The sequence below is a fragment of the Antarctobacter heliothermus genome, assembly GCF_900188425.1.
Lineage (GTDB): Bacteria > Pseudomonadota > Alphaproteobacteria > Rhodobacterales > Rhodobacteraceae > Antarctobacter > Antarctobacter heliothermus.
In genome coordinates this window covers 15,344-41,154 of sequence record NZ_FZON01000008.1, presented here as the reverse complement: position 1 = coordinate 41,154, position 25,811 = coordinate 15,344, and the positions used below count along the sequence as shown (strand labels likewise).

Sequence of the window (25,811 nt, the reverse complement as noted above, 5' to 3'; positions counted from 1 at the left end):
GGGGCGGGATTACGCATGGAGCGCTTCGGCATGAAAACCAACATGGTCCTCCATGAAGGTTGAGACAAAGAAATAGCTGTGGTCATAGCCCTTTTGCATCCGAAAGCTGCCGTCCTGACGGCGGGCGGCCATGGCCTCTGCCAGCGCCTCGGGCTTCAGCAGGTCAAGGAACTGATCGTTGGCGCCCTGGTCGATCAGGACCGGTCCGTCAAAGCCTTTGTCGCGCATCAACAGTGTGGAATCATGTGGCTGCCATGTGGAGACGTCATCCCCCAGATAGGCCCCAAGCTGCTTGCGTCCCCAATCGCTGTCGGTCGGATGGGCGATGGGCGCAAAAGCGGAGGCGGACACAAAACGTCCCGACAGGCCCATCGCCAGAGTCAGCGCACCGTGCCCCCCCATGGAGTGCCCTGTGATCGCCTGCCGGTCCATGTCGAGCGCGAAATGCTCGGCCACCAGCGCGGGCAGTTCGTCGGCGATATAGTCCCACATGCGGAAATGCGGTTTCCAAGGGTCTTGAGTGGCGTTGACGTAAAACCCTGCGCCCTTGCCCAGATCATAGGCCTCATCATCGGCCACATCTTCGCCACGGGGCGAGGTATCGGGGAAAATCAGCGCGATGCCCTGTTCGGCCGCCCAGCCCTGTGCGCCGGCCTTGACCACGGCATTCTCATGCGTGCAGGTCAGGCCTGACAGATACCACAACACCGGGACCGGGCCATATGTCGCCTCTTCGGGCAGGAACAGGCCAAAGGTCATGTCGCAGACGCAGGTTTCGGACGTGTGCGTGTACACGCCTTGCACACCGCCAAAACAGGTATTCTCGGAAACGGTCTTCATCAGTTCTCCCCGGCGCGCCCGCCGGGGCGCATGTCACACCCCGTAACGTGCCATGAAGGTGTCGACAGCACCATCCACTACCCGCGCGATTTCTGCCTCGGTCACGGTCGTCTGGATGCCAAACAGCAATTTTGGCCACAGATCAGCCTTGCACAGTTCGGCGAACTGGTCGGCAGCAAGGTCGATGTCGTCGACCTGCAATTCGTTCCGGTCGCGGGCGGCGGACAGGTAGTCCCCCATCACCCGGCGCATGATCATCGGACCGCTTTGATAGAACTGGCGTCCGAGATCGGGAAAGCGTTCGGATTCCGACAGGCAGATCTTGAAGATACGCTGCCCCATCTCGGAGTAGAGAAAGCTCAGGAACTTGCGCCCGGCCTGTGACAGGACTTCGCGCGGGGGGCGCGACATGTTGATCGACAGCACGGCCTCATCCGCCTGCCGCCCGCATTGCGCGCTGGCCACCTCGATGAACAGCAGGCGCTTGTCGGGAAAATAGCTGTAGAGGGTCGCCTTGGAGACGCCTGCCTCGCGGGCAATCTCATCGACGCTGGCGCCCTCGAAACCGTCGCGTAGAAAGATCTCGCGCGCGCCGTCGATGACCTGGTCGAATTTGCGCCCTTTGCGGACGGTTGCCTGTGTGGACATTCCGGCCCTCCCCTTGCCAGGCAGTTATAAACCGCCCGGTTCAGTTTGGGCAAGAAATGCGCCACGTCATTTGCAAGGATGCGTTGTCGTGCAGCCCTGAGTGGATACGTCCGGCTGCGGAGACGGGGCCGGAAAGGTGAAATCCGGCAAAAAGACCGGACCGACATCGGCATAGCTCGGCCCGGCAAGCAGGGCGCAGGCGGTGACGAGAGGCAGGAGAAAGCGGGTCATGATGTGCTCCAGACTACAAGTAAACTGAACTGTTCAGTTTTAATTTGGAACGCTTCGGATCGAAAATCAAGACCGATTGTGCACCTGCGGCAGAATGGACAGGATCGCGCTTACGGACTTGAGCTTTTTGTCGGACTCCTTAGTCTAGAACCATTCTAAAAGAGGTGAAGCCATGCTGTACATGGGAAGTCGTCGCCGGTTTCGGGATCTGACAGAGCAGGAAGTCCTGGCCTTGGCCATTTCGTCCGAAGAAGACGACGCACGGATCTATCGCGGCTACGCCGAACGCTTGCGGGCAGATTATCCTGACACCGCGAAGGTCTTTGAGGGGATGGCCCTTGAAGAAGACGGCCACCGCCGCGCCCTGATCGACCTGCACCAGACCCGGTTCGGAGAGGTCATCCCGTTGATCCGTCGAGAACATGTGGCGGGCTTCTATGCTCGTCGCCCGGTCTGGCTGGCAGAGGCACTGTCATTGGAACGGATCCGCGAAGAAGCCGAAAACATGGAGCGGGAAGCAGAGCGCTTTTACCACATGGCGGCTCAGAACGCGCAGGACGCGGACACCCGCAAGCTGTTGGGCGACCTGGCGGCGATGGAGGCGAAACATCAGGATGAAGCGCGCCGACTGGAACAGGAACACTTGGGCGATGAGGCACGGGTCGGCGAGGACGACCGTGCCAAGCGGCAATTCCTTCTGACCTGGGTGCAACCGGGTCTGGCAGGGTTGATGGATGGCTCGGTGTCGACCCTTGCGCCGATCTTTGCAACTGCCTTTGCCACCCATGACCCGTGGACCACGTTTCTTGTCGGGCTCGCGGCCTCTGTCGGCGCGGGCATTTCAATGGGCTTTACCGAGGCGGCGTCCGACGACGGCGAGTTGTCGGGGCGTGGTTCTCCGACCAAACGCGGTATCGCGGCGGGGGTGATGACGACGGTGGGCGGGCTGGGGCACGCGCTGCCCTATCTGATCCCGCATTTCTGGACCGCGACAACCATCGCGTTGGTCGTTGTCTTTATCGAACTCTGGGCGATTGCCTGGATCCAAAACAAATTCATGGAAACGCCGTTCCTGCGGGCCGCCTTTCAGGTGGTGCTTGGTGGCGCGCTGGTCTTTGCCGCGGGGGCCTTGATCGGAAGCGGATAGAACTCATGTCGTTTATTGTGATGTCATTGTTCCAAAGCTAGGGAACCGCATGAGTGGAAACGGTTTAAACCTAAGCGAGCATATGAGATTCCAATAACCTATCAGGCTACAAGCAATGGCTCTCCAGGTGCCACCCGATGAACTGGTATCCTTTGAATTAGGTGTTGTGTTGCTTCAACGTATGCCGAGGCGCGATTCGGTCGTGCTGCATCTTCGCCATAGTAATAGTAAACAGATCGAGCAATGTGAGACTTGTCTTGATGATAGCTTTCAAACCAAATGGCTTTAATAACGCTGTTTGGATCCATTGCAAAGGTAGGATGCGTGTGCTTCATTGATCTCAGTCCATCCCATTCTATTGGCTCCAGGGGGCCAGCTTCACAAACGAAACGCAGACTTAAACGGTCAAATTCGTTGGATAAAGCAACTAGACTAGGGCAGTCGTTTGGTGTTACTGAAATAATCAAATAATCAATTATCACACCCGTTGTAAGCTAGGATCGAACGTTGTCGATCCAATAATTGCCCGCGACAGTATTTGGATAGCCAGCGTCATTTCCGACGATGACAAGGCGATCTCCCTCCTTCAATATTCCTGATAGTCTTGGGCAAAGTTGTCGAGATACAGTCGCCTCAAATAGGTAGCTGCTTCTTTCTGGATCGACTTTGTCAGTTCGGCTGCTCATGTTAAATAGTTTATTCATTAAAATCGCGCCCAAAGCACACGCAACGGCCAAGTAACCTGATATTGCGGGGTCCACCTCTTCCTCCTACGGTAAATGCAATATAATCTCATTTATTCCCCTCGAGCGCAAGAGTTAGATCGGAGAAATTTGCCCTTTTAAGAGTTGGTCAGCTAATGAGGTGAGCAATAGTGTTACAATTGGGCGGCTAGGGGGTTGAAAGGGGCTTGCAACCTTTGTTGGATTAAAATAGTAACTGGGTGGAAGCTTGGAGATTGCGATGCTGACTTCGTCGCCGACTGTCAGAATCTTTATTTATACTATCGTCTGGTTGCTTCGTTATGGCGTACTGCTCTTGGGCGTTCACTGGTTGAATGGGCAACGCGGCGCCGGAATTTCTTTGACGGGAATTGTGGATTTATGTAAGGGGCTATCTCTATGGGCGCTTGTCATGTCAGGTGGCGATATCTGGCACCACCAATTATCTCTAGCAGAAAGAACGAATAGCCGCTTTTTAATGCTGGTAGGTGTCGTGAACCGAGGAGTAGTTTGGGTGAGTGGCGCGCTCGCTATTTTGGTTTTTTGTAAAGTGTTTGCTTTTAAGACAGACATGTTCAATTTTGAAAAATTGACCGCCCCTTCATTGGGGTTTTGGGTGGAGAGCTTCCTGAAGGGGGGGTTTGTCTATTGCACTATGATTCCAATTTTCGCTTACGCAATATTGAACTCAATCTTGGCATTTTATCCCCTTCCTAAATCTGGTGTCGCGACTGAGGTAATTTCCGATTTTGAATATGGCCGCAGAAAATCCCTACTTTTGCTTGTGTACTCAAATTTGACAGTCGTAATACCGCTAATTTTCGTAATTGCCGCGGTAAATATGAGTAGTATTGATGGTATTAGCATGATAACGAAAGATGTTTTTCTCAGTGGGGCGATGGCGGTTATTATTATGGCGAGTGCCATATCAGCAAAGGCTGTTGAGTTGTACAATTCTTGAATATTCCGGACGAGATCGTGCGTGGCTTTTATCTTGACTGCTTCATGATTCTTTGAGCGTCTTTTTGATCCCACCCGGCTTCTTCGCTGAAATCGCTCGACTTACCGTCCGCCCCACCGCGCCCGAAACCTTGGTATACCATGTGACGCTAGACGCTTGTGCGTCCCCCGGCGCTTCGCTATTCCAAGGCAAAGCCATTCTGCGGGAGGAGCCAGTCCGATGCTCAAGCGTCCATTCGACAAGACCAAAATGCCCAGCCGTCATGTGACCGAGGGACCGGAGCGGGCGCCGCATCGCTCTTTCTTGTACGCCATGGGCCTGTCCGAGGATGAGATCCATCAGCCGTTGGTCGGCGTGGCGACCTGCTGGAATGAGGCCGCGCCCTGCAACATCTCGCTGAACCGGCAGGCGCAGGCGGTCAAGCTGGGCGTCAAGGAAGCCAGCGGCACGCCGCGTGAATTCACCACCATCACCGTGACGGACGGCATCGCGATGGGCCATGAGGGCATGCGCTCTTCGTTGGCATCGCGTGAGGCTATTGCCGACACGGTCGAGCTGACCATGCGCGGCCATTGCTATGACGCCATCGTCGGTCTGGCGGGCTGCGACAAGTCGCTGCCAGGGATGATGATGTCCATGGTGCGTCTGAACGTGCCGTCGGTCTTTATTTACGGTGGCTCCATCGTCCCCGGCAAGTACAAGGGCAAGGATATCACCGTTCAGGACGTGTTTGAGGCGGTTGGCCGTCATCAGGCAGGCGCCAACAGCGACGAAGAGCTGCGCGCCATCGAAAAGGCGGCCTGCCCCAGCGCGGGGGCCTGTGGTGGCCAGTTCACTGCCAACACGATGGCCTGCGTCTCTGAGGCGATCGGTCTTGCGCTGATGAATTCGTCCGGTGCGCCTGCCCCGTATGAAAGCCGGGATGCCTATGGCACCGCGTCAGGCATTGCCGTGATGCACCTGCTGGAGCAGAACATCCGCGCGCGTGACATCGTCACCCGCAAGAGCCTGGAAAACGCCGCGCGGGTTGTCGCCTGCACCGGCGGGTCGACCAATGCGGGCCTGCACCTGCCTGCCATCGCCCATGAGGCGGGGCTGGAGTTCTTCCTCGACGATGTTTGCGACATCTTCCGCGACACGCCCTATTTCGTCGATCTCAAGCCGGGCGGCAATTATGTCGCCAAGGATCTGTATGAGGTCGGCGGCGTGCCCGTCGTGATGAAGGAACTGCGTCGCGCCGGTCTGATCCACGAGGACTGCATGACCGCCAGCGGCCGTGCGATTGGTGAAGAGCTGGACATGATCGAACGTGAGGCAGACGGCAAGGTCATCTACCCTGTCGACAAGCCGATCACGAAGACCGGCGGTGTTGTGGGCCTGAAGGGCAACCTTGCACCGCAGGGCGCCATCGTAAAGGTTGCGGGGATCGCGGCCGAGGATCAGGTGTTCACCGGCCCGGCGCGGGTGTTCGAATGCGAAGAGGACGCCTTTGAGGCGGTCAAGATGCGCGCCTACCGCGAAGGCGATGTCATCGTGATCCGCAACGAAGGCCCCGCCGGTGGCCCCGGCATGCGTGAAATGCTGTCCACCACGTCGGCCCTGTCCGGACAGGGCATGGGCAAGAAGGTGGCGCTGATCACCGATGGCCGGTTCTCTGGCGCGACACGCGGCTTCTGTGTCGGCCACGTCGGTCCGGAGGCGGCGCATGGCGGGCCGATTGCATTGATCGCGGATGGCGACATGATCACCATCGACGCGATCACCGGCGAGATTTCGGTCAACCTCAGCGATGAGGATCTGGCCAAGCGCAAAGAGGCCTGGGCCGGTCCGAGGGACACCATCTATGCCTCCGGTGCGCTGTGGAAATATGCGCAACTGGTGGGCGAGACCTACAAGGGTGCCGTCACGCATCCGGGCGGGGCCGAGGAAAAGCACGTCTACGCGGATCTCTGACCCATGGTGGCGGTGCGCAAGCTGTTGTGCGCCGCCGGCGTGCTTCTGGTCTCGGGATGTCTGGGCGGTGTGCCCCAATCCAACCCGGATCGGGCCGAGACCGAGGCACGCGACGGGTTGGCGGCGTTTTTCGCGCGCAGCGGCCCTGCTGCAGGACGACGAAAGGCCCCGCTGGCGCGAGCCAGTCTGGCGGGCGGCGATGTGACCGTTGCCGGGCCTGATGGCTATTGTGTTGACCCCTCGACCCGACGGAGCGCACCGGAACGCGGTTTCGCGCTGATTGCCTCCTGTTATATCCTGAGCGGCGGCAAGGCGGGACGCCCTGTGGTGCCGATGCTGGTGACGGTTACGGTCGGCCCGCGCGGCGACAGCACTGATTTGCCGACGCCAAAGGCGCTTGCGCAGGCGGCAAATGCGGTTCTGCTGGATGGCAATGCGTCGTCAGGGCGGGTGACCGCGCATCTTGCGGACGGCGGCGATGGCATGTTTGAGGGCAGCGATCCGCGCTATTGGCGGGCAGCCTTTCTGCAAGGCGACAGGATGGTCGGCTTGGCATTGTATGCGCCGCGCGGCAGTGCCTTGGCAGGTGATCAGGGCGAGGCCATGATCACGCGGGTCAAGGACCGGATTGCGACCCTGAGCAAGGCAACTGCGCCGCGCAAAACGACACCGACGCAAAAACCGGCCGGCGGAATGCTTGGTCGTTTATTCAATCGTCAGGACTTGCCACAATAGCTTCCATATCGGAAATTATCCTGCGGGGCCGGAGCGCCAGACGCGCGACGCGAACAACGGGCAGAACGGGCATGGGAGCAAGTGTGCAAGACTGGTTGGGCAAGGCAGCTTTTGTTGCGGGGTTGCGGCGTTGGACGCGCGCTGCGCGCGAGGCGCCGACGGCGGATCTGGTGGAGCTGCGCCAACAGCGCACACATGCTCGGCGGCTCAAGACGCGGTTGGATGAGTTGATCCATCATGCGGACGCGCGGCTTGCGCTGCCGATGGTCGGAAACCAGTCCTTTCCCCGCCCGGAAGATTCCGACTGGGCCTGGCGGCCGGAGTTGTGGTGTGGTCCGCTGCCGGTTCAGGGCATTGTCGGCGTGCGGAGCAAGGCCGGATTGGGGCATGAGGCAACGCTATATCACGATTGCCAGCGCACCGAACTGACGCTGCGCCAGATCCGCAACACCCGCGCCGCCGACCTTGCGGCCTATGGGCTGAAACTGGATGTCTTCGGGTTCACCGGGTCCTATCTTTCGCTAGCGGTGGATCTGCCGAAAAACGCGGTGGCGGGACTGACACGGCAGCATCTCATCCGGCTGGAGACGATCGTCGAGTCCGAGGAACCGCTGGAGATCTTTGCCCGGTTGAACGTCAAGCACGGACCCAACACGGAACAGGTGGTACGGGAATTGCCGCTGCACGAAGAGACGGTACAGGTGGAGTTTGACCTTGCCTATACGCGGCTCAATGAAAAGCGGGTCGAAAAGATGTGGCTGGACCTGATCTTTGAGGGGCCGCGCATGAACCAGGTCAACTTGCGTGATCTGACGTTCAGCCGCCGCAGACGGGCCGCGCTGTGATGGGCCGGAAAGGATCTGAATGAGCGGATTTACATTGACCAAAACCCGCTTTCGCGATGGCGTCTGGGAAGGGCTGCTGGTTGCCGGGCTGGGCAACGACCGTCCGCCAGAGGTGGTGGCGAGCCTGGAGGAACGCCCGGTGCATGGGGTTGTCGTCGCCGACACGGCCGAGCAGGGCCGGTGGGTGGTCGAAGTGCCGGTCCCGGTCGAGGCTTTGGGCGACGGGGTGCGCACGGTCCTGATCCGCGACGGCCGCGACGATGATCTGCTGGACAGCTTTACAGTGATCGCCGGAGAGGCGCTGGATGAGGACATTCGCGCCGAAATGGCGCTGCTGCGGGCCGAACTGGATCTGCTCAAACGTGCGTTCCGCAAGCATTGCCGCGAGACAACCTAGCAGAGCGGCATTCCCGGCAGCGCCCCAAGGGGGCAGATTGACCTTTGCCGCTTGCGGGGCCACAGTCGCGGCATCCCCGAAGGAGCCCCCATGTCCCCGCTGCGTGGCATCGCGCTGAAGCTGACCTCTGTCGTCCTGTTCACCATCATGGCCTCGCTCATCAAGGCGAGTTCCGAGCATGTGCCAACGGGAGAGGCGGTTTTCTTTCGGTCGTTCTTTGCGATGCCGGTGATCGTCGCCTGGCTGGCGATGCGCGGCGACCTCAAGACCGGACTGAAGGCAAAAAACCCGATGCTACACATCTGGCGCGGTCTGATCGGGGTGACGGCGATGGGCTGCGGCTTTGCCGCGCTTGGACTGTTGCCGCTGCCAGAGGTGACGGCCATCGGCTTTGCCGCCCCGATGATGACGGTCCTGTTGGCGGCCTTGCTTTTGGGGGAACGCCTGCGGCTCTTTCGTCTGTCGGCGGTGGGTCTGGGTCTGATGGGTGTTCTGATCGTGCTCTGGCCGCGCCTCAGCCTGGACGAGATGGGCGGATCGGCGACACTGGGCGTGGTCCTGGTGCTGACCTCTGCCGTGATGCGTGCAATGGCGCAGATCCAGATCCGCAAGATGGTTGCGGTCGAGGAGACATCAGCCATCGTCTTCTATTTCTCGCTGACCGCAACGGTGTTTTCGCTGGCGACAATCCCGTTCGGCTGGGCCTGGCCCGCGCCGGAGGTTGTGATGATGCTGGTGGCGGCGGGGCTGATCGGCGGCATTGCGCAGATTTTCCTGACCTCGGCCTATCGTTTTGCCGGGGCAGCGGTTGTGGCTCCGTTTGACTATGCCTCCATCCTGCTGGCGATCCTGTTTGGTTATTGGTTCTTCGATGAGGTGCCGACCGCCATGGTGCTGATTGGATCGGTGGTTGTGGTGGCCGCAGGTGGAATCATTATCTGGCGCGAACGGCAGCTTGGCCTGCAACGCGGTAAGGCACGTCCCAACATGACCCCGCAAGGGTGAGCCGTCTTTGTCAGAGATCCATCGCCGCGGCCCCCAGATAGGCGGGGGCGAGCAGAAGGCGGCGGTATCGGCCCAGGGGAAAGCGCGGTGGCGTGTTGCCTAGCCAATCTGGCGCTTGCACCGGGTGTCCCAACAGTTTGTCCGCCACCAGTCGACCCGCGTAAGATCCCATGGCAACCCCGTTGCCATGATAGCCCAATGCCGCGAACAGCCCGGTCTGATCCGGTATCGCCCCCACAAACGGCACAAGATTGCGCATCAGGCAGACAAGACCGGACCATTCATGCGTGATTTCAACCTGTCCCCAAGCCGGGAAGAGCCGCGCGAAGCTGCGTCGGATGCGCCGGGACAGGCGCGCCTGCGCCGCCGGGGTCGCGCGCAACCCGCCGCGCATTCCGAACAGGAACCGCCCGTCAGGCAGCAGGCGAAAGTAGTGCAGCAGGAACCGCGTGTCATAGGCCATCTGCGCCGACCACCAGCCTGCGCCCTGCTGCTCTGCCGGGGTCAGCGGGCGGGTGACGATGACACTGGATTGAACGGGCAGGGTTCGGCCGCGCAGCCAGGGCGGCATGTCCTCGTGACTGTATCCGTTGGTCGCCAGGATTACGGTGTCCGCCGTGACGCGTCCGCGCGGGGTTTCGACATGCCAACGCCCGCCGCTGCGGCGTAGGCCGGTCGCAGGGCTGTGCGCATACAGCGCCGCGCCCGCCTCTTGCGCGGACCCGGTGAGACTGGCGTGGTATTTGCGCGGGTTCAGGGCAAATCCGATGGGCAGGGTCATGCCCCCGTGCCACGGCCCGCCTAGGCCCTTGTCCAGCAGATCTTGCGCCGAGTGAATGTCTGGCGTGACACCATAGGCGGAGATGATGTCTTTTGTCCCCGCCTTGAGCGCCTCAAAGGCACGGGGTTTGTGGGCAAGCAGGGTTTCCCCCTGCGAATGTTTGTCCACATCCCAACGATGGCGGTCGATCAGCGCGCCCACATGGTCCACCGCCGCAATTTCGGCCTTTGCCCATTGATGTGGCGCGTCCGGCCCGAAACGGTTGCGCAGCAAGGCATTGGGAGCCTTGGATCCGCCCAAACAGCAGAACCCACCATTGCGCCCGGATGCGCCCCAGCCGGCATGGTCCGCCTCCAAGACCGTGACGGATGTCCCCGCTTGCGCCAGACGCAATGCGGCGTTGAGGCCGGTGAAGCCGCCGCCAATTACCGCCACGTCGCTGCGTTGGGTGGTTTCCAGTTGTGGCCAGTCTTGGGGCGGAACCGTGTCGGCCCAGTAACAGGGCCCCTGCGGCCCGTAGGCCGCAGGTTCAAACAAACGGGTCACGCCGTACGCTGAGCGGCCTGTTCCTCGCGCAAGCGCTGGACAGAGGCGCGTTTGGTGATCAACGAGGCAGAGATCACACCCACCGTTACAATACCGATCAGGATGGTCGAAAGCGCGTTGATTTCCGGGCTGACGCCAAGGCGGACGGCTGAGAACACCTTGATCGGCAGGGTTGTCGCGCCGGGTCCGGTGGTAAAGCTGGCGATCACCAGATCGTCCAACGACAGGGTAAAGGCCAGCAACCAGCCAGAGACCACAGCAGGTGCAATGATCGGCAGGGTGATCAGCGTAAAGCTCTCAAACGGAGAGGCACCCAGATCCAGCGCCGCCTCTTCCAGCGCCTGATCAAAGGTGCTGAGACGCGAGGAGACGACAACCGACACATAGCACATCGAAAAGGTGGTGTGCGCCAGCACAACTGTCAGCACGCCCCGGTCCATACCCAACCCGATGAACAGCAGCAGCAGCGACAGACCGGTGATGACCTCTGGCATGACAAGCGGCGCGTAGATCATGCCGGAAAACAGCGTGCGACCGGGAAAGCGCCCGGCGCGGACCATGACATAGGCGGCCATGGTCCCCAGAACGGTGGCAATCGAGGACGAAAAGAATGCGACCTTCAGCGTGACCCAAGCTTGGCATGACAAGCGGCGCGTAGATCATGCCGGAAAACAGCGTGCGACCGGGAAAGCGCCCGGCGCGGACCATGACATAGGCGGCCATGGTCCCCAGAACGGTGGCAATCGAGGACGAAAAGAATGCGACCTTCAGCGTGACCCAAGCTGCATCAAGGAACTCCTCGTTCTGCAACAGCTCGCCGTACCACTTGGTCGAAAACCCGGCCCAGACGGTGACCAGACGGCTTTCGTTGAAGGAATAGACCACCAGCAGGACCATCGGCAGGTAGAGAAAGGCAAAGCCAAGGGTCAGGGAGGTGGCATTGAACCACGAAAACCGTCTCATTTCGCGGCCTCCCGTGCTTTTTCTTCGGACCGTTGGAACAGCACAATGGGGATGATCAGGATCAGCAGCAATACAACCGCCACCGCTGAGGCCACAGGCCAGTCGCGGTTCGAAAAGAACTCTTCCCACAGCACTTTGCCGATCATCAGTGTATCGGACCCGCCCAGCAGCGAGGGGATCACAAATTCGCCGATGGTCGGGATGAACACCAGAAAGCAACCCGCGATGATGCCGTTGCGTGACAGCGGGATAGTGACCAGCCAGAACGCCGCAAAGCGGGTTGAGCCCAGATCCTCTGCCGCCTCCAGCAGGCTTTCGTCCAGCTTTTCCAGCGCCGCGTAGATCGGCAGGATCATGAACGGCAGATAGGTGTAGACGATGCCGATATAGACCGCCCAGTTGGTGTTGAGGATGGTCAGCGGTTCTGAAATCACGCCAATCCCCATGAGAAACTGGTTCAGCACGCCCTCGGTCGAGAGGATGCCGATCCACGAATAGACCCGGATCAGGAAGCTGGTCCAGAACGGCAGGATCACCAGCATCAGCAGGGTCGGACGCCATTCGTGCGGTGCGCGGGCCATGGCATAGGCCACCGGATAGCCAACAAACAGCGTGACGACGGTCGAGATCAGAGCGATGCGCAAAGAGCTGAGATAGGCTTTCCAATACAGGTCGTCGGTGGTCAGAAAGATGAAATTCTCGATGTCGAGGCCGGAAAAGAAGGCGCGCACCCCGGCCCAGCCTTCGTTCCAGTCCAGTTGCGGGGCGTAGGGCGGTCGCGCCAGCGCGTAGTCCGACAGCGAGATCTTCAGCACGATGAGGAACGGTACCAGAAACAGCGCCAGTAGCCACAGGTAGGGAACGGTGATCAGGACGGCGCGGCGCATCACGCGTCCATCAGCACGACGCCGGCAGTCGCTGTAAAGCTCAACCAGACCTCGTCTTCCCAAGTGATGTCCCGACGCGCGATGCGGCGGGTGTTGGCGGCCTGCGCCTTGATCATCGTGCCGCCCTCAATCTCGACATGATAGGTCGAGATGTTGCCAAGGTAGGCGATGTCGATGACCTTGCCGCGCAGCGTGTTGGCGGCGTCGGGGCGTTCCTTGGCGATGCTGACCTTTTCGGGCCGCAGCGACAGGACGACCGATTGTCCCGCCATTGCCGGATCGCCATTGGCGGCAATCACCGGCGGTTGGCCGTCTGCCCAATGGATCGCAAGCCCACCGGCGGGAATGTCTGGCGCGGATTTAACCTCGGCGGGCTGCACGGATGCGGGCGGAGGGGACGGAGCGGGCGCAGGCGTGCTGTCCTCTGCCTTGGACGGGGGCGGCAGGCGCCGCTGTTCGTCGTCGATCCACTTTCCAAAGATCGGGCTTAGCACGCGGTCATGCAGGACACGGCCGATGTCGTTGGGCTGCGGGGCGGTCTGCTGTGCCGCTGTCGGTGCGGCGGCGGGCGTTGGCTGTGGCGTGGGGATCGGCTCTGGCGACTGTTCCACGGCTGTTTCCACGGCCTGTTCCGGGGCCTCGGGGCGGGCTTTGGCGGTGCCGCGGATCAGGTTCACGTCGCCGATGAAATCGGCAACGTAGACAGAGTTCGGCGCCTCGTAGATCACGTCCGGCGTCGAGACCTGTGCAATCTTGCCTTCGTTCATCACCGCCACGCGGGTGGCGACGGTCATCGCCTCTTCCTGATCGTGGGTCACGATGATGAAGGTGGTGCCGGTCTTTTCCTGAATGTCCATCAGTTCGAATTGCGTTTCTTCGCGCAGCTTGCGGTCCAGCGCGCCCAGCGGTTCATCCAGCAGCAGCAGTTTCGGGGCCTTGGCCAGTGACCGGGCCAGCGCCACGCGCTGTCGCTGTCCACCAGAGATCTGATGCGGCTTGCGGGCGGCAAAGCGTTCCAGCCGGGTCAGCCGCAGCATTTCCTGCACACGGGCGTGTACCTCATCTTTGGACTTTTTCTCGCGCCGCAGGCCAAAGGCGATGTTGTCGTAGACGGACAGATGCGGGAACAGCGCGTAGCTTTGGAACATCATGTTCACCGCGCGCTTGTTTGGCGGCACATGGGCAATGTCGCGCCCGTCCAGCAGGATCTGGCCCTCTGTCGGTTCCTCGAACCCGGCCAGCATCCGCATCAGGGTGGTCTTGCCACAGCCCGATGGTCCGAGCAGGGCAAAAAACTCACATTCGAAAATATCCTGGGTCAGGTCGTCGATGGCGGTGAAATCGCCAAAACGCTTGGTCACGCCCTTGAACTGAATGAGCGGTTTCGCCGCCGGGTCATTCCACGGGGCAAAAACGGGTTCGGCCATAGTATCTCACCACGCAATGAGTGGGACCGCGCCGGGGTGGCGCGGTCCGGAAAGGGCTCAGGTGCCCGACTTGATCTTGGTCCACAGGCGCGTGACGACGCGCTGCACCTTCGGCGGATACGGCGTGGTGGTGAACGTGTTGTCCATCGCCGCAGCATCCGGGTAGATCGCCGGATCGCCGATCACATCCTCTGCAAGAAGCTCCTGCGAGGCCTTGTTGCCGTTGGCGTAGTAGACGTAGTTCGACGCCGCCGCCATGTTCTGCGCATCCATGATGAAGTTCAAAAAGGTATGGGCAGCATCGGGGTTGGGCGCGTCGACCGGAATCGCCATTTGGTCGAACCACATTTGCGCGCCTTCATCAGGCGCGTAATAGCCGATCACGACCCCATTGTCCGCTTCTGCTGCGCGATCACGCGCCTGAAGCACATCACCGGACCAGCCGACGGCCACGCAGATGTCGCCATTCGCCAGAGCGTTGATGTATTCCGAGCTGTGGAACTTCTGGATGTGGGGACGGAGCGGGCCAAGCACCTCTTCGGCGCGGGCGATTACCTCTGGGTCATGACTGTCGGGGTCCAGACCAAGATAATTCAGGGCCGCCGGGATCATCTCTGCCGGGGCGTCCAGCATGTGGATGCCGCAGGCGGCCAGCTTTTCCGCATTCTCCGGCTTGAAAATCAGATCCCAGGAGGTGATCGGCGCATCGTCCCCAAGGATTTCCTTGACCTTGGGTTCGTTCACGCCAAGCCCGGTGGTGCCCCACATGTAGTTGATGGCGTATTCGTTTCCGGGGTCGTATTTGGCGGTGCGGTCCGCGATCACGTCCCACATGTTTTCGATGTTCGGCAGCTTGGACTTATCCAGTGGCTGGAACGCCCCGGCCGAGATCTGCCGTTGCAGGAAGGTGCCGGTAGGCACCACGACGTCATAGCCCGAGCCACCGGCCAGCATCTTGGTTTCCAGCACTTCGTTGCTGTCAAAGACGTCATAGATCAGGTCGATGCCGGTTTCAGTCTCGAATTTCTCAAGCAGGGCTTCGTCGATGTAATCAGACCAGTTGTAGACGCGCACTTCCTCGGCGGCAGCCAAACCGGCGGCCAGCGCAAGGGACGCTGTCAGGGTCACTAGGGTTTTGGTCATGTCGTTCTCCCGTTGGTGTCGGGGGGTCTTTTTGCGCCCCGTCCCCAATTTTTGATCATAAGTTGCGCCGTCGTGCAACATGCGCGATGGTTCCACGGCCCGATGTCCTGCGCAAGGGATGGTCGAGGTGGGACAGCCAAGGGGGAGTGGCGATGGCGGAAAATGTGGCAGAGGTGACGTCCCAGGCCGGGTTGCCCGCGCATGAACAGGTCTACAGATCGCTACGCGAGGTGGTGTTGTTCGGGGCGCTGACCCCCGGAGAACCCGTGACAATTCAGGGTCTTGTCGAGAGATTGGGCGCCGGAATGACGCCGGTCCGCGAGGCGATCCGCCGACTGACCGCCGAGGGCGCGTTGCAGGCGATGGGCAACCGGCGCATTCAGGTGCCGGTGCTGACGGCTGCGCTTGTCGAAGAGTTGACCGAGGTGCGGTTGGCATTGGAGCCACGGTTGGCGATGCGGGCGGCAGACCGGGCCAATGCAGAGGATGTGGCACGATTGGCCGCAATAGATGCACAACTGGATCAAGCGATCCAGCGCGGGGACATTGAGGGCTATCTGCGTGAAAACCATAGGTTTCACGCCTGTCTCAATGAGATGGCCGAGGCCCCGATCATGACCGCGCTGGCGGATTCTTTGTGGCTGCGGTTCGGGCCGTCGCTGCGAGTGGTCTGCGGGCAGGTTGGCACGCGGCACCTGCCGGATTGTCACAAGGATCTGGTCCGGGCATTGGCGGCGGGCGACGGTGCGATGGCGGCGCGCGCCATCGAAGAAGATCTTGCGCAGGGGATGGACGTGGTACTGAGCAGTCTTTGAGGTGACCGGGTTCCAGGCGCAGATCCCAAGATGCCAATAAGACGGTGAATGACGTAGCGAGTCCTTGGCTTTCAACCTTGCAGGGCGGGTCGTGTGTTGCGTCCAGAGCAGATGGGTGTGGCCGGTCGCCGTTCCTTTGGGGCGACACCTTGGCCACCGGCCTTGGAAGGCGGGGCTTGCGCGGTGAGGGGGCGTCCGGAATGGAGGGGGGTGGCCGGTTGCCGTTCCTGCGGAACGACACCTAGGCCACCGGCTCGGCAAGGCGGGGCCTGCAGAGCCTGATTCGATTGACTTCCCATAATTTGATCATATTCTGCGCCTCACCATTTCCGGAGGCCCCGCATGACGATCCTGACCCCCAATTCGCCTACCGCCGAACTTCAGGCGCTGGATGCCGCGCACCATATGCATCCCTTCACTCATGGTGCCGAACTGGCCGAGAAAGGCGCGCGGATCATCACGCGCGCGGATGGCTGCTGGCTGACCGACAGTGACGGCAACCGCATTCTGGACGGAATGGCCGGCCTTTGGTGCGTGAACGTCGGATATGGCCGCACCGAACTGGCCGATGCCGCGTATCGTCAGATGCTGGATCTGCCGTTCTACAACACGTTTTTCCAGACCAGCCATGTGCCCGCACTGAACCTTGCCGCGAAACTGGCGGAACTGGCGCCCGGTGACCTGAACCACGTCTTCTTTGCCGGATCGGGGTCAGAGGCGAACGATACCAACCTGCGCATGGTTCGTACCTACTGGCAAGAAAAGGGCCAGCCAGAGCGGCAGGTCATCATCTCGCGCTGGAACGGCTACCACGGGTCATCCGTCGGGTCGGGGTCGCTTGGCGGAATGAAGGGGATGCACGCGCAGGGCGGCATGCCGATCCCCGGCATTCACCATATCGACCAACCGCATTGGTGGGCTGAGGGGGGGTATAGCACACCCGAGGCATTTGGGTTGGAACGTGCGCAGGCGTTGGAAACTGCCATCCTTGAGATTGGTCCGGACAAGGTCGCCGCCTTTATCGCGGAACCCGTGCAGGGCGCCGGTGGCGTGATCATTCCGCCGGACACCTACTGGCCCGAGATCCAGCGCATCGTCGACAAATACGACATCCTGCTGATCGCGGATGAGGTGATCTGTGGCTTTGGCCGCACCGGCAACTGGTTCGGCAGTGAGACATTCGGCATCACACCCGACATCATGACCGTCGCCAAGGGTCTGTCGTCTGGCTATCAGCCCATCGGCGCGTCGATTGTGTCGGACAAGGTCGCCGGCGTGATCGGCAACACAGAGTTCAATCACGGCTACACCTATTCCGGCCACCCGGTCGCCTGCGCAGTTGCGTTGGAAAACCTTCGCATTCTGGAGGAAGAGGGGATTGTTGACCGCGTGCGGGACGAAACCGCGCCCTACCTGAAAGAGCGGTTCGAGAGCCTGGCCGACCATCCGCTGGTGGGCGAGATCAAGATCGTCGGCATGATGGGCAGCCTTGCGCTGACCCCGGACAAGGCGACGCGGGCGGCGTTTTCCGCAGATGCTGGCACCGCCGGGTTCATCTGCCGCGAACGCAGTTTCGCCAACAACCTGATCATGCGGCACGTCGGCGACCGTATGGTGATTTCGCCGCCGCTGGTGATTTCCAAGGACGAGATCGACACGCTGGTGACGCGCGCGCGCCTCAGCCTGGACGAGGCATTGGAGCGGTTGCAGAAGGACGGCCTGATGCAGGCCGCCCCGGTCTGATCGTCAGGACTTGATCCAGTCCTTCGCCTGTTCGATGGCGTCTGCCTTGAAAAACCTGGTCTTGGCCCCACTCAGGCGGCCAAGCACCTTTTCACCCAGCCTTTGCCAGCCAGAATTGCCCACAATGGCGGCACGGTCGATCAGGCGATAGTGCTCACGCACCACCTTGAGGTGTTCGAACAGCGCGGCCATGCCCTGCCAGCCATCGAAATCCCGCGCGTCGATCAGCAGGCGAAAGCGGTCGTTGGCGCGGATGAACGCATTCAGATCCTCGGTTTCCTCGGCATAGATTGAACTGTCGAGCTGTCCGCGCAATTGCAGGTGCAGCACACCGTCGCCCAGATCGGTCTGGTGGATTGCGCCAAGCGATTCCGTCAGCCAGCGCCGCGCATCGTCTGTCTCTTCCAGAGGAAAGACGCGCACAGGGCAGGGCAGCATGACCCCCAGACCGCTGGCGGCCCGCCGAATCCAGGGCCGTTGCGAAACAATGGCGAGCCGGTCAAACCCGCGCCAGTGGCGCAGGCCCATACGGGCATCGTCCAACATGGCGCCCAGCGTGAAATCCTCAAAATCCGCGTCAAAGATCACCAGAACGCGGATGCGGTCGTGATCCTCAATCGCCTGATCAAGCGCGGGCATCAGCATCTGTTCATAGTCTATGTCGGTCACGACGCCGGACACGCGGACCTCATACAGACCTCTATCGCCAATTGGCTGCACGGAAATCATGGCATACTCCTGACTGGATTTGAGACGGGCTCGCGCGCATCGTGCGCGTTGGGGCATTCAGCGTTTTAACACACGCTACAACAGGGCGGGTGATGCCTGGTTGATCAGCCGTCCACGCGTTGCGGCGCGCCGGTGGCCATGTTGGTGCCGACGTAGGGCTTCTTCGCCGCTTTCCACGCGCCGAACCCGCCCTCCATATGGGCGATTTGTTTGATGCCCGCGTCGATGGCCGCGCGCGAGACTTTTTCCGACCGCACGCCAGAGCCGCAGTGAAAGACAATTCGCTTGTCGGACTGGCCGGGCAGGGCGTCGGCCTTGAAAAAGGCGAGCGGCATGAGGAACGCACCTTCGATGTGTTCGAACATGTATTCCTGCGGCGTGCGCACATCTATCACGACGATGGCGTGGTCGGCGATGCCCTTGGCGACTTCATCCACGGTCCATGTCTCGAATGTGGCGTCGCCTGTGGTTTCGGTTTTCATGTGTTCATGTCCTCAAAAAATGACGTCTGGAAACTTGGGGCGGCTGATCCGCCGCGCTGCTGTCTTTCTCTCCTGTCGCCTGAGATATTCAGTTAGGAGAATGCAAAACGCAGTACAAGCTACCCTTGTTCCTTGAGGTCGGAAAAGGCCGGGAGATCGCAAAAGATTGTTTTGCGCCGCGAGGGGACGGAATGCGGCGCTGATTCATGCACTGATTTGAAGGATGGCGAAACGTGGGCGACAGGATGGTCTGCCCCGAAAAGGCGTCAGCCTGTCAGCGGTTTCAGCGGAGAGGCGCACGGAGTGTTGCGCAGCGTGATCCGAGGTGTGCGGAGCAAAAAGCGGCAGGCCTGATGCCCCGGCGGTCCGCCGGGGCAGGAGCGTATCAAAAAGTCTTCTTGATCGCCGAGACGGGGCGGAACCATGTCTTGGCGAACGCATCGCCATAGATGGCCGAGATTGTCTCAAACGTAATCAGGGGCACTAGCATGTTCGCTTCCTTGTATTTGTCGCATCTAAAGGTTAACGCAACAATCTTTCACCGAATAGGGGGCATACGTTCAATTATTACGATACTTTCGTCGTATATCGTGAACGTCGCGCCACATCGTGCCGGTTGCTTGCGACTGGGCTTTTCAGAATCGCGCAAAGCCTGCTAAGTCTTGTGGCATGAATGCTGTAGACCGCAATATCCGCCCGCTTATCCAACAGCTTGACGAGGCTGCCATCAACCGCATTGCCGCTGGCGAGGTGGTGGAGCGGCCTGCCTCTGCTGTCAAAGAGCTGGTCGAGAACGCCATTGACGCCGGGGCGCGACGGGTAAAGATCGACATTGCCGATGGCGGCAAGACGCTGATCCGCGTGGCCGACGACGGCTGTGGCATGTCGCCCGAGGATCTGCCGCTGGCGCTGTCGCGCCATGCGACGTCCAAGATTGACGGAAGTGATCTGCTCAACATTCATTCTTTCGGCTTTCGCGGAGAAGCGCTGCCCTCGCTGGGGGCGGTGGGGCGCCTGACGGTGCAGAGCCGCGCAAGCGGAGAGGCCGGTGCCGAGATCGCCGTGAACGGAGGGGTGTCCGGGGGCGTCAAGCCCTGTGCTGTGAACGCCGGAACGGTCGTGACGCTGCGCGACCTGTTTTATGCCACTCCCGCGCGGCTGAAATTCCTGCGCTCGGATCGGGCCGAGACGATGGCAATTTCCGACACGATCAAGCGGCTGGCGATGGCGGAGCCGTCCGTTGGCTTTACCCTGCGCGATGTGACCGGCGGGCAAGAGCGGGTGACCTTTCGCGTCGAACCTGAAACCGGCGATTTGTTCGACGCGCTGCGCGGACGGCTGGGGCGTGTCATGGGCGCGGAGTTTGTCGACAATGCGCTGCCCATAGATGCGGAGCGCGAAGAGGTGCGGCTGACTGGCTATGCTGCTCTGCCGACCTACTCACGCGGCTCTGCCGTGGCGCAGTTCCTGTTTGTGAATGGGCGTCCCGTGCGGGACAAGATGTTGATTGGCGCGCTGCGCGGGGCCTATCAGGATTTCCTGTCGCGGGACCGTCACCCGGCGGTGGCGCTATTTGTCGACTGTGATCCGCACCGTGTGGACGTGAACGTCCATCCGGCCAAGTCCGAGGTGCGCTTTCGCGAGCCGGGAGTGGTGCGCGGGTTGATCGTGTCCGGCCTGCGGCACGCGCTGGCAGAGGCCGGGCATCGCGCCTCGACCACGGTGGCGGGGGCGACGCTGGGCGCGTTCCGGACAGAGCACCCCGGCGCGGCGCGGGTCTATCAGATGGACCGACCGTCCGGGGGGGGGCGTCAGGCGTCCTATGCGGCGCAGGCTCCGGGCTTTGCCGATTTCGGCGGCGACTATTCGGGACGGGTGGTCGAGACACCCGCAGACATCGCCGAGTCCCCGGACCAGGTCCGTGGCGCGGTCTCACTGCCATTGGGCGCGGCGCGTGGCCAGGTGCATGAGAACTACATTTTCGCCCAGACCGAGGATGGCATTGTCATCGTCGACCAGCACGCCGCGCACGAACGGCTTGTCTATGAAAAACTGAAACACCAGATGGCGGAAAAGGGCGTGCCCGCGCAGGGCCTGCTGATCCCTGAGGTGGTGGACCTGTCGCCGGACGACGCCGCGCACCTGCTGTCGCGGGCGGATGATCTGGACCGCATGGGCCTACGGATCGAGCCCTTTGGCGCGGGGGCCATCGCGGTGCGCGAAACGCCCGCCATCCTGGGTGAGATCGATGCCGCCGCACTGATCCACGACATCCTTGATGAGCTGTCGGACCTTGGCAATAGTGGTCTGTTGCAGGAACGGATAGAGGCGATCCTGTCGCGCATGGCCTGTCACGGCTCAATCCGGTCGGGCCGCGTCATGCGCGCCGAAGAGATGAACGCGCTGTTGCGCGAGATGGAGGCGACGCCGCATTCCGGTCAGTGCAACCACGGGCGGCCCACCTATGTGGAGCTGAAACTGTCGGACATCGAAAGGCTGTTCGGGCGCACATGATCCAGATCGGCGATGCGTCCTACAGGTTGGATGACCCTCTGACTCTGGCTGCGCTGGGCTTTGCCGTGCTGGTCTTGTTGCTGCTCTGGCAGGCGGCGCGCGGGGCGCGGCGGGCGGCACGTCTGTCGGAACCCGTCCTGCAACACGTCAGCCATCTGTCCGCCCGCGTGCAAAATCTGTCCGACGGGCAAGAGCGGCTGGCGGGCGGTCTGCACCATGTATCAGAGGCGCAGACAACCAGCCAGACCGCCATGCTGGAGATGATGGAGCGGCGCCTGGCCGAGGTGCAGGACCGCATGGGCGAGACGCTGCACGGCTCTGCCCGTCGCACGGCGCATAGTCTGGGACAATTGCGCGAGCGCCTTCAATCCATCGACAAGGCACAGGCCAATATCACCAAACTGTCGAGCGACGTGCTGTCCTTGCAGGACATCCTGTCGAACAAACAGACGCGCGGCGCCTTTGGTGAGATCCAACTGCGCGAGATCGTGACCAAGGCGTTGCCGCCGGACGGGTTTACCTTGCAGGCGACCCTGACGAACGGGCGTCGTGCGGACTGTTTGATTCATCTTCCCAACCCGCCGGGACCAATCGTGGTGGACGCCAAGTTCCCGCTGGAAGGCTATGAGGCCTTGATGCAGGCCGAGGGGAAAGAGATGCGTGCCCGGGCAGCACAGGCGTTCCGCATGTCGGTGCGCAAACACATCCGCGATATCAGTGCGCGCTATATTCTTGAGGGCGAAACCGCGGACGGTGCGCTGATGTTCCTGCCGTCCGAGGCGGTCTATGCCGAACTGCACGGGAACTTTCCCGACGTGGTGCGCGAGGGGTTCGATGCGCGAGTCTGGATCGTGTCCCCCACGACCTGCATGGCGACGCTGAACACCATGCGCGCGGTTCTGAAAGATGCCCGGATGAAGGAACAGGCAGGCGCGATCCGCAAGGAATTGGCCGCGCTGTACGGGGATGTGGAACGGCTGACGTCGCGGGTGGCAAATCTGGACAGGCACTTTGGCCAGGCGGCGCGGGACATTGAGGACATCAAGATCAGCGCCGACAAGGCCGGCAAACGTGCGCGGCGTCTGGATCAGTTCGATTTCGAAGACCTGGAAACCCCCGTTGCAACGCCGGGGCGGGTGTTGCGCCTGGGCGATCCAGCGGAGTAGCCATTCCTCCCCTTTGGCCGGGTGCGATCCGGCGTTGGGGTGTGATTGGGCGGGATGGGATGTTAGCGCTATAGGTTTTCCTGCCGATGGCCAAGTAACCGGTTGAACTGATGCCGGTTTAGCACGCTATACTGAAACAAGAATCGCCGGAACGCGCGGCAACGGGGATGTGGACACCAGAGACCGCACCGCGCCTGCGTGCCCGGCGCTGCCCCAATCCGGGGCGGGAGGACACGTCACAATGCGAACGCCTGATGGTTTAAGGCTAAACATTTGCCATGCGCCGCATGCATGGAGGCTATGCATGCATGCGCCTGCCGCAAGGCACACAGGGCTGTTACACGCAGGGTCAACTTTGGGAGGAGTCGACGGAGATGGTGAATACACCATTCATTTCAGCCTTCCCAAAAGTAGTTCAACGCTAAACCAAATTGCGCCGCGCTGGCTGCAAGAAAGGGAAGAGGGCATATGAAAGACACTCCGCAGGACGTCGATCCCGTCGAGAGCCAGGAATGGCAAGACGCGATCGAGGATGTGATCGAGCGTTATGGGGCGGACCGCGCTCACTATCTGCTCGACAAGGCGGTACAACGGGCACGGGCGGCAGGCGCGAAACTGCCCTTCTCGGCCACCACCCCCTATCAGAACACCATCTCGCCCGATGATGAGGTCGAGATCCCCGGCGACACAGAGATGGAATGGCGCATCCGCACCATCAACCGCTGGAACGCCATGGCGACCGTGGTCAAGCGCAACAAGGAATCGAGCGAATACGGCGGTCACATCGCGTCGTTTGCCTCTTCTGCCGCGCTGTATGACATTGGTCTGAACCACTTCTGGCGCGCCAAGTCCGCCATCCACGGCGGCGATCTGGTGTTCTTTCAGGGCCACGTGATCCCCGGCATCTACGCCCGCTCCTTTATGGAAGGCCGGATCAGCGTCGAAGAGCTGAAGAATTTCCGCTCAGAGGTCGCGGGCGGCGGTTTGTCGTCCTACCCGCACCCCTGGCTGATGCCCGACTACTGGCAGTTCCCGACCGTCAGCATGGGCCTTGGTCCGCTGATGGCGATCTACCAGGCGCGGTTCATGAAATACCTCGAAAACCGGGGCCTGATCGAAAAGCAGGACCGCAAGGTCTGGGCGTTCCTGGGCGACGGCGAGATGGACGAACCGGAATCGCTGGGCGCGATCCATCTGGCGGCGCGTGAGGGTTTGGATAACCTAATCTTTGTCGTGAACTGCAACCTGCAACGCCTTGACGGTCCAGTGCGCGGCAACTCCAAGATCGTGCAAGAGCTGGAGGGCAATTTCCGTGGCTCCGGCTGGGACGTGATCAAGCTGCTCTGGGGCAAAGGCTGGGACGATCTGCTGGAACAGGACACCAGCGGCAAATTGCGTCAGTTGATGGATGAGACCATCGACGGCGACTATCAGACGTTCAAATCCAAGGACGGTGCCTATATCCGCAAGAACTTCTTCGGCAAATACCCGGAGACTGCCGAACTGGTGAAGGACTGGACCGACGACCAGATCTGGGCGCTGCGGCGTGGCGGGCATGACCCGAAAAAGGTCTACAACGCCTTCAAACGCGCGACAGAGGCTGAGGGCCAGCCGACCTTGCTGTTGGTCAAGACGGTCAAGGGCTATGGCATGGGCACCGCTGGCGAAGGCCAGAACACCACCCACCAGCAAAAGAAGATGCAGCTGGACCAGCTCAAGGCGATGCGCGACCGGTTCAAGATCCCGGTCACAGACGAAGAACTGGACAAGGACATCCCCTTTGTGTCCCTGAACAACGCGCAAAAGGCCTATATGGCCGAACGGCGCAAGGAACTGGGTGGATCCTTCCCCAAGCGTGAGACGGAATCGCCCAAGCTGGAAATCCCCGGACTGGACAAGTTCAAGGGCCAGCTGGAGTCGACCGGCGACCGCGAAATCTCCACCACCATGGCCTTTGTCCGGATTCTGACCACGCTGCTGCGGGACAAGAAGATCGGCAAACAGGTTGTCCCGATCGTTCCGGATGAAAGCCGCACATTTGGTATGGAGGGGCTGTTCCGCTCTGTCGGGATCTACAACCCCAAGGGCCAGCAATACACGCCCGAAGATCGCGAACAGATGTCCTACTACAAGGAGTCTGAATCCGGTCAGGTGCTTCAGGAAGGCATCAACGAAGCGGGTGCCATGGCCGACTGGATCGCGGCGGCGACCGCCTATTCCAACCACGGCATCCCAATGATCCCGTTCTACATTTACTACTCGATGTTCGGGTTCCAGCGGATCGGCGATCTGGCTTGGGCGGCGGGCGACAGCCGGGCGCGTGGCTTTATGCTGGGCGGCACCGCCGGACGCACCACGCTGAATGGCGAGGGCTTGCAGCACGAAGACGGCCACAGCCATATCCTGGCTGGCACAATCCCGAACTGCATCAGCTATGACCCGACCTTCAGCTATGAGGTCGCGGTGATCGTGCAGCACGGGTTGCAGCGGATGTTCGTCGATCAGGAAGATGTCTATTTCTACCTGACCCTGATGAACGAAAACTATCAGCATCCCGACATGCCGATGGGGTCCGAAGAGGGCATCATCAAAGGTCTGTACCGTTTCAAGAAAACGGCCAAACCGGCGAAAAAGCACGTCAACCTGATGGGCTCTGGCACGATCCTTGTGCAGGCGCTGAAGGCGGCGCAGATGCTGGAGGACGACTTTGGCGTCACCTCCGATATCTGGTCGGCGACCTCGTTCAACGAACTGGCCCGCGACTTTCAGGACTGTGAGCGCCACAACCGCCTGAACCCCTTCGCCGAAGAGCGGGTGCCCTACGCAACGCAAACGCTGACCAATGCGCAGGGGCCGATCATCGTCGCCACCGACTATATGAAAAACTACGCCGAACAGATCCGGGGCGCGGTCACGAACCGCTTTACGGTTCTGGGCACCGACGGCTTTGGCCGCTCGGACAGCCGGGTGAACCTGCGGCGATTCTTTGAGGTGGACGCAAACCATATCGCGGCAGCCGCGATGGTGGATCTGTTCCGTGAGGGTGCCGTGTCCGAAAAGGATCTGCAGGCGGCTCTGAAGAAATACGACATTGACGGCGGCAAGCCGAACCCGCGTCTGGTTTGACCGGC

Annotated in this window: 21 protein-coding genes and 2 pseudogenes; 12 read left to right on the top strand and 11 right to left on the bottom strand. The window is 60.9% G+C overall.

From position 1 onward, the window contains the following. Positions 1–9 precede the first annotated feature (9 nt). The 3 genes from fghA to CHB90_RS26495 form a co-directional block, all read right to left on the bottom strand. On the bottom strand, positions 10–840 hold the full coding sequence (gene fghA / locus CHB90_RS06175; RefSeq protein ID WP_089276988.1) for an S-formylglutathione hydrolase: 831 nt from the start codon (positions 838–840) through the stop codon (positions 10–12). 33 nt (positions 841–873) lie between these two features. Then, on the bottom strand, positions 874–1,488 hold the full coding sequence (locus CHB90_RS06170) for a TetR/AcrR family transcriptional regulator (RefSeq protein WP_089276987.1): 615 nt from the start codon (positions 1,486–1,488) through the stop codon (positions 874–876). A gap of 66 nt (positions 1,489–1,554) precedes the next feature. Next, the gene (locus CHB90_RS26495) at positions 1,555–1,719 is read right to left on the bottom strand and encodes a hypothetical protein (RefSeq protein WP_170940994.1); all 165 of its coding nucleotides are present in this window, start codon (positions 1,717–1,719) and stop codon (positions 1,555–1,557) included. A gap of 172 nt (positions 1,720–1,891) precedes the next feature. Here CHB90_RS26495 and mbfA point away from each other — a divergent pair, with 172 nt between their 5' ends. The 7 genes from mbfA (at position 1,892) to CHB90_RS06135 (ending at position 9,484) form a co-directional block, all read left to right on the top strand. Then, complete coding sequence (gene mbfA / locus CHB90_RS06165; protein ID WP_089276986.1) at positions 1,892–2,866, top strand: iron exporter MbfA; 975 nt, start codon at positions 1,892–1,894, stop codon at positions 2,864–2,866. A gap of 963 nt (positions 2,867–3,829) precedes the next feature. Further along, on the top strand, positions 3,830–4,549 hold the full coding sequence (locus CHB90_RS06160) for a hypothetical protein (RefSeq protein ID WP_141135811.1): 720 nt from the start codon (positions 3,830–3,832) through the stop codon (positions 4,547–4,549). Between the two features lie 219 nt (positions 4,550–4,768). Next, complete coding sequence (ilvD, locus tag CHB90_RS06155; RefSeq protein ID WP_089276984.1) at positions 4,769–6,502, top strand: dihydroxy-acid dehydratase; 1,734 nt, start codon at positions 4,769–4,771, stop codon at positions 6,500–6,502. Between the two features lie 3 nt (positions 6,503–6,505). Further along, positions 6,506–7,237 carry a dihydroxy-acid dehydratase gene (locus CHB90_RS06150; RefSeq protein WP_212591569.1) on the top strand — a complete coding sequence of 244 codons (732 nt, stop codon included), beginning with the start codon at positions 6,506–6,508 and terminating at the stop codon, positions 7,235–7,237. A 71-nt stretch (positions 7,238–7,308) separates the two neighbouring features. Then, complete coding sequence (locus tag CHB90_RS06145) at positions 7,309–8,082, top strand: DUF6478 family protein (RefSeq protein ID WP_089276983.1); 774 nt, start codon at positions 7,309–7,311, stop codon at positions 8,080–8,082. Positions 8,083–8,101: 19 nt separating this feature from the next. Beyond that, positions 8,102–8,479, top strand: a complete 378-nt coding sequence (locus tag CHB90_RS06140; protein ID WP_089276982.1) for a hypothetical protein — start codon at positions 8,102–8,104, stop codon at positions 8,477–8,479. Between the two features lie 90 nt (positions 8,480–8,569). Next, the gene (locus tag CHB90_RS06135) at positions 8,570–9,484 is read left to right on the top strand and encodes a DMT family transporter (RefSeq protein WP_089276981.1); all 915 of its coding nucleotides are present in this window, start codon (positions 8,570–8,572) and stop codon (positions 9,482–9,484) included. A gap of 10 nt (positions 9,485–9,494) precedes the next feature. Here CHB90_RS06135 and CHB90_RS06130 read toward each other — a convergent pair whose 3' ends face one another. From CHB90_RS06130 to CHB90_RS06110, 6 genes and pseudogenes are all read right to left on the bottom strand, one after another. Continuing rightward, positions 9,495–10,811 (bottom strand): NAD(P)/FAD-dependent oxidoreductase, encoded by a 1,317-nt coding sequence (locus CHB90_RS06130; RefSeq protein WP_089276980.1) that lies wholly within the window; start codon positions 10,809–10,811, stop codon positions 9,495–9,497. Further along, positions 10,808–11,419 (bottom strand): annotated as a pseudogene (locus CHB90_RS06125) (ABC transporter permease); the annotation flags it as partial. The pseudogene CHB90_RS06125 and the gene CHB90_RS06130, both read right to left, overlap by 4 nt. A 151-nt stretch (positions 11,420–11,570) precedes the next feature. Beyond that, positions 11,571–11,774 (bottom strand): annotated as a pseudogene (locus tag CHB90_RS27530) (ABC transporter permease); the annotation flags it as partial. Then, positions 11,771–12,661, bottom strand: coding sequence for an ABC transporter permease subunit (locus tag CHB90_RS06120; protein WP_089276978.1), 891 nt, complete (start codon positions 12,659–12,661; stop codon positions 11,771–11,773). The gene CHB90_RS06120 and the pseudogene CHB90_RS27530, both read right to left, overlap by 4 nt. Further along, positions 12,661–14,088: an ABC transporter ATP-binding protein gene (locus CHB90_RS06115; protein ID WP_089276977.1), complete on the bottom strand. Its 1,428-nt coding sequence runs from the start codon at positions 14,086–14,088 to the stop codon at positions 12,661–12,663. Before CHB90_RS06115 ends, CHB90_RS06120 begins: the two co-directional genes overlap by 1 nt. Before the next feature lie 57 nt (positions 14,089–14,145). Beyond that, entirely contained in the window at positions 14,146–15,231 is a 1,086-nt protein-coding gene (locus tag CHB90_RS06110) for a polyamine ABC transporter substrate-binding protein (RefSeq protein ID WP_089277056.1), read from the bottom strand. A 152-nt stretch (positions 15,232–15,383) separates the two neighbouring features. Between CHB90_RS06110 and CHB90_RS06105 the strand changes: the two genes are divergently transcribed. Then, positions 15,384–16,046 (top strand): GntR family transcriptional regulator, encoded by a 663-nt coding sequence (locus CHB90_RS06105; RefSeq protein WP_089276976.1) that lies wholly within the window; start codon positions 15,384–15,386, stop codon positions 16,044–16,046. 342 nt (positions 16,047–16,388) lie between these two features. Further along, the gene (locus CHB90_RS06100; protein WP_089276975.1) at positions 16,389–17,789 is read left to right on the top strand and encodes an aspartate aminotransferase family protein; all 1,401 of its coding nucleotides are present in this window, start codon (positions 16,389–16,391) and stop codon (positions 17,787–17,789) included. 3 nt (positions 17,790–17,792) lie between these two features. On the opposite strand, the gene CHB90_RS06095 is transcribed toward CHB90_RS06100, so the two are convergent. Together CHB90_RS06095 and CHB90_RS06090 are read right to left on the bottom strand one after the other, a co-directional pair. Next, positions 17,793–18,518, bottom strand: a complete 726-nt coding sequence (locus tag CHB90_RS06095; RefSeq protein ID WP_170940993.1) for a SpoIIAA family protein — start codon at positions 18,516–18,518, stop codon at positions 17,793–17,795. 104 nt (positions 18,519–18,622) lie between these two features. Next, the gene (locus tag CHB90_RS06090; RefSeq protein ID WP_089276973.1) at positions 18,623–19,000 is read right to left on the bottom strand and encodes a rhodanese-like domain-containing protein; all 378 of its coding nucleotides are present in this window, start codon (positions 18,998–19,000) and stop codon (positions 18,623–18,625) included. A 669-nt stretch (positions 19,001–19,669) separates the two neighbouring features. On the opposite strand from CHB90_RS06090, the gene mutL reads away from it, so the two are divergent. From mutL to aceE, 3 genes are all read left to right on the top strand, one after another. Then, positions 19,670–21,514 (top strand): DNA mismatch repair endonuclease MutL, encoded by a 1,845-nt coding sequence (gene mutL, locus CHB90_RS06085; protein WP_089276972.1) that lies wholly within the window; start codon positions 19,670–19,672, stop codon positions 21,512–21,514. Next, positions 21,511–22,680, top strand: a complete 1,170-nt coding sequence (locus CHB90_RS06080) for a DNA recombination protein RmuC (RefSeq protein ID WP_089276971.1) — start codon at positions 21,511–21,513, stop codon at positions 22,678–22,680. The genes mutL and CHB90_RS06080 overlap by 4 nt, the downstream gene beginning before the upstream one ends. A gap of 468 nt (positions 22,681–23,148) precedes the next feature. Then, positions 23,149–25,806, top strand: coding sequence for a pyruvate dehydrogenase (acetyl-transferring), homodimeric type (aceE, locus tag CHB90_RS06075; RefSeq protein WP_089276970.1), 2,658 nt, complete (start codon positions 23,149–23,151; stop codon positions 25,804–25,806). Positions 25,807–25,811 lie beyond the last annotated feature (5 nt).

Bases quoted from the DNA above. Each gene is read 5' to 3' on its own strand.
- fghA (WP_089276988.1), bottom strand. From the start codon at position 840: ATGAAGACCGTTTCCGAGAATACCTGTTTTGGCGGTGTGCAAGGCGTG.
- CHB90_RS06170 (WP_089276987.1), bottom strand. From the start codon at position 1,488: ATGTCCACACAGGCAACCGTCCGCAAAGGGCGCAAATTCGACCAGGTC.
- CHB90_RS26495 (WP_170940994.1), bottom strand. From the start codon at position 1,719: ATGACCCGCTTTCTCCTGCCTCTCGTCACCGCCTGCGCCCTGCTTGCC.
- mbfA (WP_089276986.1), top strand. From the start codon at position 1,892: ATGCTGTACATGGGAAGTCGTCGCCGGTTTCGGGATCTGACAGAGCAG.
- CHB90_RS06160 (WP_141135811.1), top strand. From the start codon at position 3,830: ATGCTGACTTCGTCGCCGACTGTCAGAATCTTTATTTATACTATCGTC.
- ilvD (WP_089276984.1), top strand. From the start codon at position 4,769: ATGCTCAAGCGTCCATTCGACAAGACCAAAATGCCCAGCCGTCATGTG.
- CHB90_RS06150 (WP_212591569.1), top strand. From the start codon at position 6,506: ATGGTGGCGGTGCGCAAGCTGTTGTGCGCCGCCGGCGTGCTTCTGGTC.
- CHB90_RS06145 (WP_089276983.1), top strand. From the start codon at position 7,309: ATGGGAGCAAGTGTGCAAGACTGGTTGGGCAAGGCAGCTTTTGTTGCG.
- CHB90_RS06140 (WP_089276982.1), top strand. From the start codon at position 8,102: ATGAGCGGATTTACATTGACCAAAACCCGCTTTCGCGATGGCGTCTGG.
- CHB90_RS06135 (WP_089276981.1), top strand. From the start codon at position 8,570: ATGTCCCCGCTGCGTGGCATCGCGCTGAAGCTGACCTCTGTCGTCCTG.
- CHB90_RS06120 (WP_089276978.1), bottom strand. From the start codon at position 12,661: ATGCGCCGCGCCGTCCTGATCACCGTTCCCTACCTGTGGCTACTGGCG.
- CHB90_RS06115 (WP_089276977.1), bottom strand. From the start codon at position 14,088: ATGGCCGAACCCGTTTTTGCCCCGTGGAATGACCCGGCGGCGAAACCG.
- CHB90_RS06110 (WP_089277056.1), bottom strand. From the start codon at position 15,231: ATGACCAAAACCCTAGTGACCCTGACAGCGTCCCTTGCGCTGGCCGCC.
- CHB90_RS06105 (WP_089276976.1), top strand. From the start codon at position 15,384: ATGGCGGAAAATGTGGCAGAGGTGACGTCCCAGGCCGGGTTGCCCGCG.
- CHB90_RS06100 (WP_089276975.1), top strand. From the start codon at position 16,389: ATGACGATCCTGACCCCCAATTCGCCTACCGCCGAACTTCAGGCGCTG.
- CHB90_RS06095 (WP_170940993.1), bottom strand. From the start codon at position 18,518: ATGATTTCCGTGCAGCCAATTGGCGATAGAGGTCTGTATGAGGTCCGC.
- CHB90_RS06090 (WP_089276973.1), bottom strand. From the start codon at position 19,000: ATGAAAACCGAAACCACAGGCGACGCCACATTCGAGACATGGACCGTG.
- mutL (WP_089276972.1), top strand. From the start codon at position 19,670: ATGAATGCTGTAGACCGCAATATCCGCCCGCTTATCCAACAGCTTGAC.
- CHB90_RS06080 (WP_089276971.1), top strand. From the start codon at position 21,511: ATGATCCAGATCGGCGATGCGTCCTACAGGTTGGATGACCCTCTGACT.
- aceE (WP_089276970.1), top strand. From the start codon at position 23,149: ATGAAAGACACTCCGCAGGACGTCGATCCCGTCGAGAGCCAGGAATGG.